Annotated in this window: 14 protein-coding genes and 1 other annotated feature (1 of these 15 only partly in view); all 14 genes read right to left on the bottom strand. The window is 42.4% G+C overall.

Going from position 1 to position 17,129, the window contains the following annotated elements; genetic code table 11:
- Nucleotides 1–320: 320 nt before the first annotated feature.
- Nucleotides 321–965, bottom strand: coding sequence for an orotate phosphoribosyltransferase (gene pyrE / locus BSO02S_RS10705; protein WP_066066616.1), 645 nt, complete (start codon nt 963–965; stop codon nt 321–323).
- On the bottom strand, nt 962–1,678 hold the full coding sequence (gene pyrF, locus BSO02S_RS10700; RefSeq protein ID WP_066066613.1) for an orotidine-5'-phosphate decarboxylase: 717 nt from the start codon (nt 1,676–1,678) through the stop codon (nt 962–964). The genes pyrE and pyrF overlap by 4 nt, the downstream gene beginning before the upstream one ends.
- The gene (locus tag BSO02S_RS10695) at nt 1,650–2,591 is read right to left on the bottom strand and encodes a dihydroorotate dehydrogenase (RefSeq protein WP_066066610.1); all 942 of its coding nucleotides are present in this window, start codon (nt 2,589–2,591) and stop codon (nt 1,650–1,652) included. The genes pyrF and BSO02S_RS10695 overlap by 29 nt, the downstream gene beginning before the upstream one ends.
- Entirely contained in the window at nt 2,588–3,364 is a 777-nt protein-coding gene (locus BSO02S_RS10690) for a dihydroorotate dehydrogenase electron transfer subunit (protein WP_066066607.1), read from the bottom strand. Before BSO02S_RS10690 ends, BSO02S_RS10695 begins: the two co-directional genes overlap by 4 nt.
- Nucleotides 3,361–6,570, bottom strand: coding sequence for a carbamoyl-phosphate synthase large subunit (carB, locus tag BSO02S_RS10685; protein WP_066066604.1), 3,210 nt, complete (start codon nt 6,568–6,570; stop codon nt 3,361–3,363). Before carB ends, BSO02S_RS10690 begins: the two co-directional genes overlap by 4 nt.
- Nucleotides 6,563–7,654, bottom strand: a complete 1,092-nt coding sequence (locus tag BSO02S_RS10680; protein ID WP_066066601.1) for a carbamoyl phosphate synthase small subunit — start codon at nt 7,652–7,654, stop codon at nt 6,563–6,565. The genes carB and BSO02S_RS10680 overlap by 8 nt, the downstream gene beginning before the upstream one ends.
- On the bottom strand, nt 7,651–8,937 hold the full coding sequence (pyrC, locus tag BSO02S_RS10675) for a dihydroorotase (RefSeq protein ID WP_066066598.1): 1,287 nt from the start codon (nt 8,935–8,937) through the stop codon (nt 7,651–7,653). The genes BSO02S_RS10680 and pyrC overlap by 4 nt, the downstream gene beginning before the upstream one ends.
- On the bottom strand, nt 8,897–9,841 hold the full coding sequence (locus tag BSO02S_RS10670; protein ID WP_066066595.1) for an aspartate carbamoyltransferase catalytic subunit: 945 nt from the start codon (nt 9,839–9,841) through the stop codon (nt 8,897–8,899). The genes pyrC and BSO02S_RS10670 overlap by 41 nt, the downstream gene beginning before the upstream one ends.
- A gap of 151 nt (nt 9,842–9,992) precedes the next feature.
- Nucleotides 9,993–11,303: a solute carrier family 23 protein gene (locus tag BSO02S_RS10665; protein WP_066066593.1), complete on the bottom strand. Its 1,311-nt coding sequence runs from the start codon at nt 11,301–11,303 to the stop codon at nt 9,993–9,995.
- Between the two features lie 165 nt (nt 11,304–11,468).
- The gene (gene pyrR, locus BSO02S_RS10660) at nt 11,469–12,011 is read right to left on the bottom strand and encodes a bifunctional pyr operon transcriptional regulator/uracil phosphoribosyltransferase PyrR (RefSeq protein ID WP_066066589.1); all 543 of its coding nucleotides are present in this window, start codon (nt 12,009–12,011) and stop codon (nt 11,469–11,471) included.
- Between the two features lie 298 nt (nt 12,012–12,309).
- Nucleotides 12,310–13,215, bottom strand: a complete 906-nt coding sequence (locus tag BSO02S_RS10655; RefSeq protein WP_066066587.1) for an RluA family pseudouridine synthase — start codon at nt 13,213–13,215, stop codon at nt 12,310–12,312.
- Nucleotides 13,187–13,678 carry a signal peptidase II gene (gene lspA / locus BSO02S_RS10650; protein WP_066066584.1) on the bottom strand — a complete coding sequence of 164 codons (492 nt, stop codon included), beginning with the start codon at nt 13,676–13,678 and terminating at the stop codon, nt 13,187–13,189. Before lspA ends, BSO02S_RS10655 begins: the two co-directional genes overlap by 29 nt.
- A 79-nt stretch (nt 13,679–13,757) precedes the next feature.
- Nucleotides 13,758–14,054, bottom strand: coding sequence for a hypothetical protein (locus tag BSO02S_RS10645; protein ID WP_066066579.1), 297 nt, complete (start codon nt 14,052–14,054; stop codon nt 13,758–13,760).
- Nucleotides 14,055–14,206: 152 nt separating this feature from the next.
- Complete coding sequence (ileS, locus tag BSO02S_RS10640) at nt 14,207–16,978, bottom strand: isoleucine--tRNA ligase (RefSeq protein ID WP_066066576.1); 2,772 nt, start codon at nt 16,976–16,978, stop codon at nt 14,207–14,209.
- A gap of 76 nt (nt 16,979–17,054) precedes the next feature.
- Nucleotides 17,055–17,129: a binding site (T-box leader), on the bottom strand; it runs 167 nt beyond the window's last position.

Raw genomic sequence — 17,129 nt, 5'->3', positions numbered from 1 at the left:
TTCTTAGGGCATCCTCTTTTTAGTGTTTATCAGCAAAGTAGCGAATTTTTTTACAAAAGTACTAAAAAAAGAAGACAATTTTATAAAAACACTAAAATTGATGTGCTTTTTTACACAGAAAACGGTATTTTTCCTCATCAAAACAAAGGTTCTGGACTTCCTTAAATCTTTATTTGCGAAAAAGTGGGTTTTATTTGCGAATTTCACTATTTTATTTGCGAATCTTAAGGTTTTATTTGCGAATATCCGGGTTTTATTTGCGAATCAAAATTTGGAGAGAGTTATCATCTTGGGAAATTAAGTTGAATATAAGATTTTGTTTAAATAACTGTATTCTCATGCTGTTTACTCCATTTTGAAGGATCTTTACTCCACAATAACAGACTTTCCTGATTTTCCTCACTGACATAACCTTTTTCAATTGCTACTTCTATTAATGAAGCATAATCCGTTAAAGAAAAACTCTTAATATCCTCCTCCTGAAGTAATTGTCTTCCTTTTTCTAACCCATATGTAAAAATAGACACAACCCCAAGTATTTCACAGCCAGCCTCGCGTAATGCCTGTACCGCCGTGATCACACTGCCCCCAGTTGAAATGAGGTCTTCGACAACAACAACTTTTTGCCCTATTGACACTCTCCCCTCAATTTGATTGCCTTTTCCATGCCCTTTTGCTTTGGAGCGTACGTAGCACATAGGTAAATCCATTAGTTCACTAACCCAGGCAGCATGTGGAATCCCCGCGGTCGCTGTTCCAGCTAAAATCGCCGTTTCCGGGAAGTTTTCTAGAATCAATTTTTTCAAACCTTGCGCAATTTCTCTCCTGACAGTCGGATAGGATAGTGTTAACCGATTATCACAATAAATCGGCGAACGGAGTCCTGATGTCCAAGTAAATGGATCCTGTGGTTTTAGAGCGACAGCATTAATTTCTAATAGTTTTTCAGCGATGTAATGTTTCATAATTGAATTCCCCTCCATGCATTTATCCATTGTTCATAGCTTTTCACTGGGTCCGCCGACCGTGTAATCGAACGTCCGACTACAATCGCACTTACACCTGCATTTCTCGCAAATTCCGGTGCAGCCACTCGCTTTTGGTCCCCCACCTGATCAGCTGCCAAGCGAATTCCCGGGCAGACGGTTAAAAATGACGGGCCAACCTTTTCCCTAATCGAAGCAGCTTCCCATGCTGAACAAACGACCCCATCTAAGCCGGCCTCTTTCGTAAGTGAGGCATAATGGAGGACTGATTCTTTCAGTGAAACAGGAATCTGCTGCTCGTTATTCATTTGCACTTCGGAGGTACTCGTCAATTGAGTGACCGCGATGCACTTAGGACGCTTCCTTCCAGCGGCTGTCCCGGACTCAAGCCCTTCCAGTGCCGCCTCCATCATTTCTTTGCCACCAGAAGCATGAACATTAACTAGATCACATTCCAATCGTGCAAGACCCTTCATCGCACTTTTCACTGTGTTCGGAATATCATGAAGCTTTAAATCGAGAAAAATTCGATGACCTGATTCTTTTAACCTATGAATAATCGCGGGGCCTTCCTGGTAAAATAGCTCCATGCCCACTTTTACAAACAGCTGCTTATCCGCAAATGGCACCAGAAACTGTTCTACTTTATTACCATTAGCAAAATCAAGCGCGATGATGAGCGAATTGTCCATGCTGATTCCAGCTCCTTCCCTTACATTCACTGATGTGTTCAATCCCTAATTTTTCTAAAAGCACTGGTAGTTTCTCAATAATTGTCGGACAAACAAATGGGTCGACAAAATTCGCTGTTCCCACCGCTATGGCACTTGCTCCTGCGTAAAAAAACTCAATCACATCCGAAGCCGACTCAATCCCACCCATTCCAATAATCGGAATCGATACCGCTTGACTTACTTCATAGATCATCCGAATCGCAACCGGCTTAATGGCTGGACCTGATAGACCCCCAGTCCGATTGGCTAAAATCGGTTTTCCCGTCTTTAAATCCAATCTCATTCCAACAAGTGTGTTGATCATTGTTAACCCATCCGCGCCGCCTGCCTCAACAGCTTTTGCCATTTCAACGATATTGGTGACATTCGGTGACAGCTTCACATAGACCGGAACTTCTGATACTTCCTTCACTTTCCATGTTAAATCCTTCGCTACCTCAGGAATCGTTCCAAACGCGATGCCGCCTGTCTTTACATTCGGACAGGAGATATTCAACTCAAGTGCATGAACATTTGGTGCTTTAGAAATTTCCTTTGCAACCCTAACATAATCCTCTTCTAAAGAACCAGCGACATTGGCAATAATCGGAACATCATACTGAGAAAGCCAAGGTAGCTCTTCACCGAGGACTTTTTCAAGCCCTGGATTTTGCAGTCCAATTGCATTCAGCATCCCGGCCGATGTTTCTGCAACCCTTGGTGTCGGATTTCCAAACCTTGGTTCCACTGTTGTAGCTTTTATCATGATTGCCCCTAGTTCACTCAAATCGTAAAATTGACTGTACTCCCGTCCAAACCCGAAGCAGCCGGAAGCAGGCATAATTGGATTTTTCAGATTTAACCCCGGTAATTCGATGTTCAATCGACTCATATCAATACCTCCCCTGCACGAAAAACTGGACCATCACTGCAAACCTTTTTATATGAAACGCCGTTTGGATCATCCGTGCTTTTGCAGACACAAGCAAAGCAGGCACCTACTCCACAGCCCATTCGTTCTTCTAAGGATAAAAACACTCTTTTGTCTGCATACCCTTGTTCGATTGCGCGGAGCATCGGTGTTGGCCCGCATGTATAAATACATTCAAAATTCAACTCTTTTATCACATCGGTTACAAAACCTTTTCTACCAGACGTACCGTCTACTGTAGCTACAAACGTTTCACCATTTTTCAAAAATTCACTTTCATAAAAAACCGCTGATTCCGTTTGGAAACCGAGGACATGAATCACCTTAACCCCTTTTGCCGTCAATTGATTGGAAAGCTCATAGAGGGGCGGGACACCAATCCCGCCGCCCACGAGCAGGGCGGTTTCCCCTACACCAACCTCATCCATAGGAAAGCCGTTCCCTAGGGGGCCGAGGATATCAAGTTCCATTCCCGAACCCAATTCTGCAAGTAATGACGTCCCTTTCCCTTCCTTCCGATAAATCATCGTTAATTGGCTGCTACTTTTATCAATAGAAGAAATACTAATCGGTCTTCTTAGGAGGGGACCCCCCCAACCATTTGCGACCCGAATATGGACGAACTGACCTGGTGCATTTATTGCATTAACCAATTGAGCCTCCACCGTTAGTTCATAAATATCTGCAGCGATTTCCTTTTGGCTGACGATTTTGCATAATTCCTTTTTTATCATGCAAAAACCGCCTCTCTTGTTTTCTCCAGATTCATTGCTTCAGCTGAAAAATTCATGGATTCAATTACTTTAAGAATCGCATCCGCTGTATCTAATGATGTTAAACATGGAACCCCATTTTCAACAGCTTCACGGCGGATTCTAAAGCCATCTCGCTCCGGCTGCTTCCCTTTTGTCAAGGTGTTAATAATGAATTGTGCTTCGCCACGATGGATGACATCCAAAAGCGTCTTCCCTACGGAACCAATTTTTCCAACAACCTTAACCGGAAGACCCGCAGATTCAAGAACTGCTGCAGTCCCGCTTGTTGCCATGATTCGATAGCCATTAGCCGAAAAGCGTTTCGCCAGCTTTAATGCTTCCTGTTTATCTTTATCCGCAACCGTAAACAATACCGTTCCAAACTTTTGAATGTTCATTCCGGAGGCAATCAATCCTTTATAAAGAGCTTTTTCAAGAGTAGTATCCTTTCCCATTACTTCACCCGTTGATTTCATTTCTGGCCCTAGTGAAATATCAACACTTCTCAACTTGGCAAATGAGAAGACCGGGACCTTTACATAGACGCCTGCTTTTTCAGGAACAAGCCCTGGCGAGTAGCCTTGATTGACTATTGAGATTCCGAGAATTGCTTTTGTTGCAATTTTCGCCATCGGAACATTGGTTATTTTGCTTAAAAATGGCACTGTGCGGCTTGAGCGCGGGTTGACCTCGAGGACATATACCTGTTCCCCGACTAAAACATATTGAATGTTCAGCAGTCCGACAATGTTTAAGCCTTTTGCCATTTTCTCTGTGTATTCAACAAGTGTTTGTTTGACTTCCATTGAAAGGGTTTGCGGCGGATAAACAGCAATCGAATCGCCTGAGTGGACACCTGCCCGCTCAATATGTTCCATAATTCCCGGAATCAACACATTTTCTCCATCACAAATGGCGTCAACTTCAATTTCTTTCCCTGTTAAGTAACGGTCGATTAAGACAGGTTGTTCCGGATTTATTTTAACGGCACTTTCCATATAATGAATGAGTTCTTCTTCATGGTAAACAATTTCCATCGCCCTGCCGCCGAGGACATAGGATGGGCGAATAAGTACCGGATAGCAGATTTCTTCAGCAATTATAAGCGACTCTTCCACTGACAAGGCTGTTTTACCCAGTGGCTGTGGAATCTTTAGCTGTCCCAGTGCTTGTTCAAATTTGTTTCTGTCTTCAGCCCGGTCTAAATCCTCAAGGCTGGTTCCCAAGATTTCCACCCCATTTTCAGCAAGTTTTGCTGCTAGGTTAATCGCGGTTTGGCCGCCAAATTGAACGACAACTCCGATAGGATTTTCCAACTCGATAATGCTCATCACATCCTCAATGGTAAGCGGTTCGAAATAAAGCTTATCGGAAATACTGAAATCTGTTGAGACCGTCTCCGGATTGTTGTTAATGATAATCGCTTCGTAGCCTGCTTCCTTAATCGCTTGGACGGAATGGACAGTTGCATAATCAAACTCGATACCCTGACCAATACGGATGGGACCAGAACCGAGAACGATCACACTTTTCCTACCTGACACAATCGACTCGTTTTCCTCTTCGTAGGTGCCATAGTAATAGGGTGTTTCAGACTCAAATTCTGACGCACAGGTATCAACCATTTTATAAACAGGGATAATTCCGTAATTCTTACGTAGGTTATAGATTTCCGTTTCCGCCACTTCCCAAAGCTCGGCAATCTTTTTATCAGTAAGGCCCTTTTGTTTTGCTTCGATAAGAATTTCTTTATGTAGCGGATTGGCTGCCAGCCTAGTTTCTAGCTCAATAATTCCTTCCATCTTCTTCAAGTAAAACAAATCGATTTGGCTCCATTGATGGATGGTTTCAATGGTCGTGCCACGTTTTAACGCCTCAGCAATGTAGAACAGCCGCTCATCTCCAGCTTTACGAATGCGCTTCTCCACTAATTCGTCATCAATTTCATATGCTCCATTTAATTCAAAATGGTAGACCCCAGCTTCTAGAGAACGAATTGCTTTTAACAACGACTCTTCAAACGTCCGGCCAATTGCCATTACTTCACCGGTTGCTTTCATTTGCGTGCCAAGCGAACGGTCCCCCGATTCAAATTTATCAAACGGCCATCTTGGTATCTTTGTAACGATATAATCGAGAGCTGGTTCAAAGCTGGCGTATGTTTTTCCCGTGACTGGGTTGAGCATTTCATCAAGTGTTAGACCAACGGCGATTTTTGCTGCAAGCTTAGCAATCGGATAGCCTGTTGCTTTGGACGCGAGTGCAGAAGAACGGCTGACTCTTGGATTCACTTCGATGATATAGTAATCAAAACTATAAGGATCCAAGGCCAGCTGAACGTTACAGCCCCCTTCAATCCCAAGAGCGCGAATGATTTTGAGAGAAACATTCCGCAAAAGTTGATATTCCCTGTCGCTTAGCGTCTGGCTTGGTGCCACAACAATCGAATCACCTGTGTGGACGCCAACTGGGTCGATATTTTCCATGTTACAAACAACGATGGCATTATCATTACCGTCACGCATGACCTCATATTCAATTTCTTTAAATCCGGCGATACTCTTTTCAAGCAGGCATTGCTGAACAGGGCTGTTCTTTAAGCCGCTTGTGACGATTTCTTCAAGTTCATCAGGATTGTTACAAATCCCGCCGCCAGTTCCGCCAAGTGTATAGGCCGGGCGGACAATCACAGGGAAACCAATTTTTTTAACGAATAATTTTGCTTCAGCTAATTCGTGGATAATTTCACTGTCTGGTACGGGTTCGTTTAATTCATTCATTAAATTTCGAAACAGTTCACGATCTTCCGCTTGTTTAATAGCTGACAACTTTGTTCCAAGTATTTCAACCTCACACTCATCGAGAACTCCCGACTTGGAAAGCTCGACAGCAAGATTAAGACCGGTTTGCCCGCCGAGCGTGGCTAGCAGCGCATCAGGACGTTCCTTGCGAATGATTCTATTCACAAATTCAACGGTCAATGGTTCAATATAGACCGCATCAGCAATATCTGTATCTGTCATAATGGTTGCTGGGTTTGAGTTGATGAGAATAACACGGTATCCTTCTTCTTTTAAAGCGATACATGCCTGGGTGCCGGCATAGTCAAATTCCGCAGCCTGACCGATAACAATTGGACCGGAGCCGATTACTAATATGGAGTTTATATCTGTACGTTTAGGCATGTGCTGTGACCTCCTGTTTATGTGTTTCAATCATCGCAAGAAACTGTTCAAATAAGCCGTTTGCATCTTCTGGGCCTGGTGATGCCTCTGGATGATATTGAACAGTAAAGGCCGGAAAATCTAAATGTTTCAGTCCCTCAACTGTCCCATCGTTTAGGGCAAGATGAGTAATCGATAGTCTTGTATTTTTAAGCGAATCGGCCTCTACCGTATAGCCATGATTTTGCGAAGTGATGGCGATTTTTCCGGTTGCTAAATCCTTGACCGGATGGTTTGAACCTCGGTGGCCAAATTTCATTTTTTCAGTGTTTGCGCCGCAGGCAAGGGCAAACAATTGGTGACCAAGGCAAATTCCAAACAACGGAATAATGCCTAGTACTTCTTTGATCATATGGATCGCTTCTGGCACATCCTTTGGATCCCCAGGTCCATTCGAGAGCATAATTCCGTCAGGCCGCAATTGGAGGATTTCCTCGGCAGTTGTACGATAGGGGACAACAACGACATCACATCCGCGTAAATTTAATTCCCGTAAAATTCCGTGTTTCATTCCAAAGTCAACGAGGACAATCCTTTTCCCGCGTCCTGGACTTGGATAGGGATTTCTTGTGGATACCTGCCGTACCTGATCGATTGGGAATCTTGTTTGCCTTAATTTGCTCAATACTATATTCACATCGTTATCAATGCTGCAGATGGCTCCCTTTAATGTTCCGTACTTACGGATAATTCTCGTCAATTTCCGTGTGTCAATCCCGGCAATCAGGGGTATTTTTTTCATTTTAAAATATTCATTTAATGTAAATTCGCTTCTCCAGTTTGATGGGAAGTCGCAGGCTTCTTTGACAATAAATCCTTTCACAGCAGGATTTATCGATTCAAAATCATCGCGATTAATCCCATAATTTCCGATTAATGGATAGGTGAGTGTCACAATTTGCCCGCAATAGGATGGGTCGGAAAGAATTTCCTGGTAGCCTGTCATTCCTGTGTTAAAGACGACTTCACCGATTGTATCAACATGACTGCCAAAGCCATCACCGATAAAAACAGTGCCATCTTCTAAAATAAGCTGTGCTTTCATGCTGTAACCACTCCCTTTTCCCATACGATTTGCCCTGCAGCGATTGTCATCTCTGGCCATCCCTTACACACCCAGCCAGCGAATGGAGTGTTTTTTCCTTTCGATATAAATTCTTCCGGATTAATCAAATGTTCTTCATTTAAGTTCACGAGGACGATGTCCGCTGGTGCACCAATGTCTATTTTTCCATATGGAAGTCCAAAGGCATCCGCTGGCTTCCTCGTTAAACATGCAATTAATTGCTCTAGGGTGATAATATTGTTCATAACCAAATGTGTATATAGCAGTGGGAAGGCTGTTTCTAAGCCGACAATTCCGAATGGTGCTAATTTCATTCCCTCACTTTTTTCAGCAGCTGTATGTGGTGCATGATCGGTAGCGATAAAATCGATTGTTCCATCTAAAAGCCCTTCAATTAGGGCTTCCCTGTCTTTAGCGGCACGAAGAGGCGGATTCATTTTGTAATTTGCATCAAGAGTGGGAATATCATCTTCAGATAATAATAGATGATGCGGTGTAACCTCTGCAGTGACATGAATGCCGGCCCGTTTCGCATCTCTTACCACCCGGACAGATTCTTTTGTACTGATATGGCAGACGTGATAATGGCAGCCGGAAGCTTCAGCAAGCAAAACATCCCTCGCTATTTGGACGGACTCACAAACGGATGGAATCCCGCTTAATCCGTGATTTTTTGAGAAAGTTCCTTCGTGGACACAGCCCTTATTAATCAGTGTATCTTCTTCACAGTGAGCAACAATCGCCATATTTACACCTGCTGCTTTACGCATGGCTCTAAGCATCATCTCCGCAGACTGAACGCCGACGCCATCATCGGTAAAGGCGAATGCGCCCGCCTCTTTAAGCCCCTTAAAGTCTGTCAGTTCTCTTCCAAGCTGCCTGGTAGTAATCGCTGCATATGGCAAAACGCGGACACAAGCTGTTTCTTGAATTCGCTGCTCGATCCATTGCATTTGTTCCTTGGTGTCAGGCACAGGTCTTGTATTCGGCATGGCGGCGATTGTTGTAAAGCCACCTTTAGCCGCAGCGCGTGTTCCTGTTTCGATTGTTTCCTTTTTCTCGCCGCCTGGCTCACGGAGATGGACATGTAAATCGATAAATCCTGATGAAACCAACAATCTAGCTGCATCCACTATACGATCAACTGTAACTTCAATCTTTTTTTCTATTTTAGTAACCATCCCGTTTTCTATTAAAATATCAGCCTGTTTTTTTTCTCCATTAAATGCTATGTAATTGGCGTTCTGAATAAGAATTTTCATTACTATATCCTCCTTTAATACTTTCGATTGATCGCTTTAAAACAGCCATTCTAACATAAACACCGTTTTCCATTTGCTTAAATATTCTCGAACGTTGGCATTCTACTAGGCTATCAGCTATTTCAACATTTCGGTTAATTGGGGCAGGATGCATGATAATACTGTTTGGCTTCATTTGCTTTTCTCTTTCTATTGTGAGACCAAATTGATTATGGTACTGGGATGCTGTAAAGCTTCCCTTCTTCTGGTGTCGTTCATGTTGGACCCGAAGCAGCATGACCACATCGGACTCTTGTACGGCTTGATCAATTGGCTTAAATCGTGCTGAATTTAAACTATGAGAATCAAACCATTCTTCCGGTCCGGAAAAGATGACATCTGCCCCTAGTCTTGTTAAGGCATCGGCGTTGGACCTTGCTACCCTGCTATGACTTATGTCCCCAATGATTGCGACTTTCAAGCCCTCAAATCGACCGAACTCTTGCTGGATGGTTAATAGATCAAGGAGCGACTGTGTTGGATGATGGCCACAGCCATCTCCCCCATTAAGAATCGGAATATTAACCTTTCCAACCAACTCATCAAAATACCGATCCTGCCCGTGGCGAATGACGATTGCATTGACACCAATCGCCTCCAATGTTTTGACGGTATCGTAGAGCGTCTCCCCTTTTTGGACACTTGAGGTTTCCACTTCAAATGGAATGACCCCTAACCCCAACCTTCTTTCCGCTACTTCGAAACTGCATTTTGTTCTTGTACTGTTTTCGAAAAATAAATTGGCGGTAAACATTTGTTTATTTGGCTTCCATTCCATCCCTTCCGAAAACTTTCTTGCATCCTCAAGAATTTGATAAATTTCCTCAACCCTTAATTCGTTTGTGGTTAGTAAATGATGTAACATCCTTTTTCCCACCTTCCTCTTTTACATTAAAAAATGCACCCTGAAATCTCCATCAGGGTGCATTGAATCCAAGCATAAGCCGTCCTTATCAGACTGGTTCAAGCTTAACACCCTTATAAGCCTCTCTGGACTTAGTTAAAAGGTAACTATATTAGGCTGTTTTCCGGTTTTCGGTTGTTTCCTCTTCAAACAAATTATCACTTACTGGCTGTCTGCCAGGAAGAATCAGGTTTAACACAACACCCAAAATCGCTGCTAATGCCATCCCTTGAATTTGAATATCCTTAAATGGCAGCTTAAGAACGGCACCGCCAATTCCAATGATTAGAATAACGGATGAAATAATCAGGTTTCGTTTATCATCAAAATCAATTTTACTATCAACTAACATTCTTAAACCCGAAGAGGCGATAATTCCGAACAGCAGGATGGAGACACCGCCCATAACTGGTGTTGGTATCGTTTGGATTAACGCAGTTATTTTTCCAATAAAGCCGAAGATGACCGCTAACACTGCAGCGCCTGCCAGTACATAGACACTATACACACGGGTAATCGCTAGGACGCCGATATTTTCTCCGTAGGTTGTTTTTGGCGGGCCGCCAACCAATGCTGAGATGATTGTTGCCGTTCCGTCCCCAAGAATGGAACGATGAAGGCCTGGTTCTTTAATGTAATCACGTCCTACTACCTTGCTTAGGATTAACTGGTGGCCGATATGTTCAGATATGGTAACAACCGCAACTGGTACCATTAACCAGAAAATGTCCCATGTCATTTTCACTTTATAGCTGACAAATGGAATCACAAATTCCGGCATTTCCAGCCAATTGGCTTTCATTACTGGTCCAAAATCGACGATTCCTACCATTAGCGCGTAAAGATAACCAACGATAATTCCTGCTAAAATCGGAATAATGCTTAATATTTTTTTGGCAAAAATCGAGAAAATGATCGTTGCAGCCAGTGTGACTAGCGCCGCAGAGAAATGAAGCATACTATATTTTCCAGCGGGATTATTCATTGCCATCCCCACGGCTGTTGGTGCGACGGATAAGCCGATAACAATGATAACCGGGCCAACCACAATCGGCGGCAGCAAGTTCATAATCCAGCGATATCCCGCCTTACTGATAATTAGAGCAATAATCCCGTATACTAACCCTGCCAGGAAGGTTCCAATCATTGCCGCCCCTGGGCCGCCTGCTTCATTGAGAAGTTTTATTGGGATAATATAAGCAAATGACGATCCTAGATAGGCTGGTACTTTTCCTTTTGTTATCAATAAAAACGCTAAAGTACCAAGTCCGCTTGAAATTAGTGCAATGGCCGGACTTAAACCGACAAGGTAGGGGACTAGGATGGTTGCTCCAAACATGGAGAATAAATGCTGTATGCTTAATGTCAGCCATTGGCCTGATTTAGGAATCTCTTCTACGTCTAAGATGGGTTTGTTGTTCATTTTGATCTCCCCTACTTTATTAATTATTTAAATTTTGTATTTTTTAAATAAAAAAACCTCTTTGTCCATGAAGGCACAAAGAGGGTGTAGAAATACCGAAACAAGATTCCATCGGTAATTTCCCCTTTGTCAGCCTCACGGGACTGCTTTTAAAAGGGTTGCTATTTATTTGTCAAAAATACTTACTTGATCCACTTGATCCACTTCGGCTAACTCGACGACAATTCTTTCATCCTTTGAGGTCGGGATGTTTTTTCCGACATAATCGGCACGGATTGGAAGCTCGCGGTGACCCCGATCAACTAACACCGCCAGTTGAATAGCTGCAGGGCGTCCTTGGTCCATAAGGGCATCAAGTCCAGCCCTTACCGTTCTGCCAGTATATAACACATCATCAACGAGAATCACTTTTTTCTTGGTTATTTCTGCAGGAATATCAGACCCCTTAACTAATGGTTCTTGATTGTCCGTCTTCATCGTTAAATCATCTCGATAAAGGGTAATATCCAGCTCACCCACTGGTACTGATTTCCCCTCAATCTCTTCAATTTTAGCTGCAAGGCGTTCGGCAAGGTAAATGCCTCTTGTACGAATTCCAACAAGAATACATTCTTCAATCCCTTTATTCTTTTCAATAATTTGGTGGGCAATTCTAGTAAGGGCCCTTCCAATTGCTTGCTCATCAAGGACAAGAGCTTTTTGATCCATAAGACACCTTCTTTCTATGGAAAAGGGGCGGAGCGCCGCAATAATAAATCAGTGTATCCTATTACAGCGCAAAATATTAATTTTAACCCTGAATAAGTGAAGCGTTGCTCTGCTCACACCGCCTTTTAAAAAAAAAACCTCTCACCGATGTTGGCGAGAGGTAGACAAGTTAATTCTTCAGATTTAGGGCATAGAATGCCTATCATCTTTAACCGTTTCCTTCTCAGCCTCACGGGACTGATTTAAAGGCATATTCAACTAAAATTATCTTACGGTACTTATTGGGCTCTGTCAATGATTATTTTCGAAGCTGATCCAGTAATCGTTCAAAATCTTCAGGAAGCGGGGCTGTAAATTCTAAGTACTCTTGTGTTCTTGGATGATCAAAACCAAGCACTCCCGCATGCAGAGCTTGTCCTTCAATTTCCAAAGTCTTTTTCGGTCCATATTTTGGATCTCCAGCAAGTGGATAACCAATATATTTCATATGAACACGAATTTGGTGGGTTCTTCCTGTTTCTAATTGACACTCCACAAGGGTAAAGTCTTTAAAGCGCTCAATTACATGAAAATGGGTCACTGCATGTTTCCCATGATCAACAACTGTCATTTTTTGGCGGTCTTTCGTGTCCCTGCCAAGCGGGGCATCGATGGTTCCAAAGTCGTGTGGAATGACTCCATGGACAATCGCCCAATATTTACGCGTGACGGACTTTTTAACCAACTGATTAACGAGGCTTTCATGGGCCATATCATTTTTTGCAACCATTAACAAGCCAGTAGTGTCCTTATCAATACGGTGAACAATTCCTGGCCGCAACACCCCATTGATGCCTGATAAGTCCTTACAATGGGCCATTAACCCATTTACGAGTGTTCCCGTTAAATGCCCAGGAGCGGGATGAACGACCATTCCTCTTGGTTTATTGACAACCAAGACATCTTTGTCTTCAAAATAAATTTGTAAATCTAACTCTTCTGGTAACACATCCAGGTCTTCTGGATCAGGAATCGTAATTTCAATTTGATCATTCGTGCTGCATTTATAATTTGTTTTGATCTTTTGTCCGTTCACAAGGATATTACCTTCTTTAATCCATTGCTGTACTTGTGTTCGAGACCATTCTTCATCTAGACATGAGATGACCTTATCGATACGGTCTCCTTTTTCCGTTTCAAGAATGGTGTGTTCCATTTTCTCCATATGATTTCTCCTTTGTTTCTCTCTCATCCTTCAGCATTTGAATCATCAACAAAATGACACCAATCACTAAAGCTGAATCCGCAATATTAAAGACTGGAAAATTATAGCCAAAGATATACGTATGGATGAAGTCGACAACTTCCTTACGCATCAAACGGTCAATAAAATTCCCAATCGCGCCACCAAGCATAAATGCTAAAGAGACCCCTAACAGCCATTTGCCCTTTGCTGCTTTGTGGATATAATACATGATAGCGGCAATAACAATGATGGTAATAACATAAAAGAGCCACATTTGACCTTGTAAGATTCCCCATGCAGCTCCACGATTGCGGTGAGAAGTAATGTACAAAATATTATTAATGATGGTAATGCTTTCTCCTTGATGCATGTTGTTTACAATTAACCATTTTGTAATTTGATCTAATAAAATAACAAAAAGAGCGATTAAGTAATAAAGCACTAAGAAATACCTCCACATCAGCCTAGACTTACTTCTTAGAGCATTTTAGCATACTTTTTCGCGAAACGGCAATTTAACCTTACAAAAATGAGTTATCGATTGGTTTTTTGAAGTAGACTTCTAAGTATTCCGAATCCTTCATCGACTTTAGGGTAGGGATCATTTTTAATAAATCTTTCGGGAGAAATTCTCCTGAAATTTCACATTGTCCAAAATTCCCGTCCTCCATCTTTTTTAAAGCCAAATCAATATCTGCAAGTTCCTCTTCCAAAATGGTTGATAACCAATCATGCTTTTGTTTGTTTTTTAATGATTTTGCAATTTCTTCTTGTGTTTGACGGAGTTCCAAAAACAGCTTTTCCTGCAAGGCATTCATAGTTGTTACCTCCGTAATCATTTGTCTTATTATTACCGACAACTATCAACTGACACGGAAAAACATTTGACAGCCACTACAACAATTAACGGAAAAGGGAAAAATTAAAAAAAAAGAGGCCCCATGCTTTTTTTGCATGGGGCCCATTTCTTCTATGCTAGGTGTGAATAGCTTTCTTTTACCACTTCAGCACAGCGTGGGCAAAGCGTTTTATGTTCTGGATCTTGACCTACTTCTGGTGTAACAATCCAGCAGCGCTCGCAGGTTTCACCTTCGGCTTTTGTGACAACAATGGCTGAGGACTCTAATTTAAGCGCATTTTCAGGGGCATCCTCGTATGTTCCCGCCACTTCAAATCCAGAAACGATGAACAACTGCTTCATATTCTCGTCAATCGAATCTAACAGAGCTTTCGTTTTATCATTAACAAACAAGGTTACTTTTGCTGTTAACGATTTTCCAATCACCTTTTCATTTCTAGCTTCTTCTAAGGCTTTTAATACATCGTTACGAAGCTTCATGAATGAGGTCCACTTTTCTTCTAAAACTTTCGAACCTTCAAGCTCCTGATAATCCGGAAGGTTAGTCAATTGAACACTTTCCTCCGAAACTGAAGGGATAAACTTCCAAACCTCATCCGCTGTGTGCGAAAGGATTGGCGAAACCAGTTTTGTTAAAGCAAGAAGCGATTCATATAAAACGGTCTGGATGGCACGGCGCTCATGATTATCTGCTGCCTCAATATAAAGAACATCTTTTGCAAAATCAAGATAAAATGCACTTAAATCGAGGGTACAGAAATTATTGACGGCATGATAGATCCCAGCAAATTCATAGTTTTCATAGGCGTTTCGAACATATTTAATGAGCTTATTTAATTTCACCATCATAAATTGATCGACTTCTCGCAAGTCTTCGTATGCAACCATATCTGCAGCAGGATCAAAGTCTGCCAAGTTCCCTAGTAAGAAGCGGAAGGTATTACGAATTTTTCGATAGACCTCGGCGACTTGTTTAAGAATAGCATCAGATACGCGTACATCTGCTTGATAATCAACGGAAGCAACCCAAAGGCGTAAAATATCAGCTCCTAATTGATTCATTACTTTCGCAGGGACAACGACATTTCCGATTGACTTACTCATCTTCCTGCCTTCACCATCAAGCGCAAAACCGTGGCTTAAAACTCCTTTATATGGTGCTTTCCCTGTCACCGCTACAGCAGTAGATAAAGACGAGTTAAACCAGCCCCGATATTGGTCAGAACCTTCAAGATAAAGGTCTGCAGGGCGGACTAAATCATCTCTTTCAAGCAGTACAGCTTGATGAGAGGAGCCGGAATCAAACCAAACATCCATAATATCCGTTTCTTTCGTAAATGTTCCATTTGGACTGCCTGGATGTGAGAATCCTTCTGGCAGTAATTCTTTTGCCTCACGTTCAAACCAAATATTTGAACCATGTTCACGGAATAAATCAGACACATGATTGATTGTTTCATCGGTAATAATCTCTTCTCCATTTTCTGCATAGAAAACAGGGATTGGTACACCCCATACCCGTTGACGGGAAATACACCAGTCGCCGCGGTCGCGAACCATATTAAATAAGCGTGTTTCGCCCCAAGCCGGTACCCATTTTGTTTCCTTTACTGCCTCCAACAAATCATTGCGGAAGTCTTTAATGGACGCGAACCATTGAGCTGTGGCTCGGAAAATAACCGGCTTCTTTGTTCTCCAATCATGTGGATAGGAATGCGTGAAAAATGAAAGCTTTAACAATGCACCCGCCTCTTCTAATGCTTGTGCAATTGGTTTGTTTGCCGTATCGTAAAATAATCCTTCGAATCCAGGTGCTTCACTTGTCATTACGCCCTTATCATCTACAGGACAAAGGACTTCCAAGCCGTATTTTTGACCAACATAGAAGTCATCCTCCCCATGTCCTGGAGCCGTATGAACACAGCCTGTTCCAGCATCCGTTGTAACGTGATCACCTAACATGACTAAAGAATCACGTTCATATAACGGATGGGCTGCTACGAGGTTTTCTAATTCTGCCCCTTTGACCTTTTGGACAACCGAAGCATTCTCCCAGCCAATTTCCTTCGTTACTGCTTCAAGAAGGGCTTCTGCTACTAAGTACTTGTTACCATCCACTGAAACCACCACATATGTTAAGTCAGGGTGAACAGAAATACCAAGATTCGCTGGAATTGTCCATGGAGTTGTTGTCCAAATAACAATTTGTGTATCGGTATCAAGGACATTCTTACCATCTTTCACCTTAAAACCAACATAAATCGATGGTGAACGCTTATCCTGATATTCAATCTCCGCCTCAGCTAATGCTGATTCACTTGACGGGGACCAATAAACAGGCTTAAGACCTTTGTAAATATAGCCTTTTTTCGCCATTTCCCCGAATACCTTGATTTGCTGCGCTTCATATTCTGGTTTAAGCGTAATGTATGGATTTTCCCAGTCACCACGAACGCCGATCCGTTTGAATTGCGTACGTTGGTTGTCAATTTGTTCAAGCGCATATTTCGTACAAAGCTGACGAAATTCAGCGATCGTCATTTCTTTGCGTTTGACACCCTTATTAGTTAAAGCCTGTTCAATCGGAAGACCATGTGTATCCCATCCCGGCACATATGGTGCGTGGAAGCCGCTCATTGATTTATAGCGAACAATAAAGTCTTTTAAAACCTTATTAAGGGCATGCCCCATATGGATATCTCCATTGGCATATGGCGGACCATCATGCAAAACAAACATCGGGCGTCCCTTGGTGCGCTCCTGGACTTTTTTATAAATATTCATTTCTTCCCACTTCGCTTGAATATCAGGTTCTCTTTGCGGCAGGTTCCCACGCATCGGAAACTCGGTTTTTGGCATTAATAACGTATCTTTGTATTCCATATTTTTCTTCCTCCTGTTTTCCTTGCTATTGAACAGAATGACCATTTTTCCATAAAAAAAACCCGCTCATCCCAAAAATAGGGACGAGAAGGTTTTATTCCCGCGGTACCACCCTGATAGATATACGATAAAAACGTATAATCCTCTTTAA

This window comes from Neobacillus soli NBRC 102451, from assembly GCF_001591665.1.
In the GTDB taxonomy this organism is placed as follows: domain Bacteria; phylum Bacillota; class Bacilli; order Bacillales; family Cytobacillaceae; genus Neobacillus; species Neobacillus soli.
This window is presented reverse-complemented; position numbering and strand designations above follow the sequence as displayed.

Coding starts and splice junctions, on each gene's coding strand:
- pyrE (WP_066066616.1), bottom strand. CDS start 965: ATGAAACATTACATCGCTGAAAAACTATTAGAAATTAATGCTGTCGCT.
- pyrF (WP_066066613.1), bottom strand. CDS start 1,678: ATGGACAATTCGCTCATCATCGCGCTTGATTTTGCTAATGGTAATAAA.
- BSO02S_RS10695 (WP_066066610.1), bottom strand. CDS start 2,591: ATGAGTCGATTGAACATCGAATTACCGGGGTTAAATCTGAAAAATCCA.
- BSO02S_RS10690 (WP_066066607.1), bottom strand. CDS start 3,364: ATGATAAAAAAGGAATTATGCAAAATCGTCAGCCAAAAGGAAATCGCT.
- carB (WP_066066604.1), bottom strand. CDS start 6,570: ATGCCTAAACGTACAGATATAAACTCCATATTAGTAATCGGCTCCGGT.
- BSO02S_RS10680 (WP_066066601.1), bottom strand. CDS start 7,654: ATGAAAGCACAGCTTATTTTAGAAGATGGCACTGTTTTTATCGGTGAT.
- pyrC (WP_066066598.1), bottom strand. CDS start 8,937: ATGAAAATTCTTATTCAGAACGCCAATTACATAGCATTTAATGGAGAA.
- BSO02S_RS10670 (WP_066066595.1), bottom strand. CDS start 9,841: ATGTTACATCATTTACTAACCACAAACGAATTAAGGGTTGAGGAAATT.
- BSO02S_RS10665 (WP_066066593.1), bottom strand. CDS start 11,303: ATGAACAACAAACCCATCTTAGACGTAGAAGAGATTCCTAAATCAGGC.
- pyrR (WP_066066589.1), bottom strand. CDS start 12,011: ATGGATCAAAAAGCTCTTGTCCTTGATGAGCAAGCAATTGGAAGGGCC.
- BSO02S_RS10655 (WP_066066587.1), bottom strand. CDS start 13,215: ATGGAGAAAATGGAACACACCATTCTTGAAACGGAAAAAGGAGACCGT.
- BSO02S_RS10645 (WP_066066579.1), bottom strand. CDS start 14,054: ATGAATGCCTTGCAGGAAAAGCTGTTTTTGGAACTCCGTCAAACACAA.
- ileS (WP_066066576.1), bottom strand. CDS start 16,978: ATGGAATACAAAGATACGTTATTAATGCCAAAAACCGAGTTTCCGATG.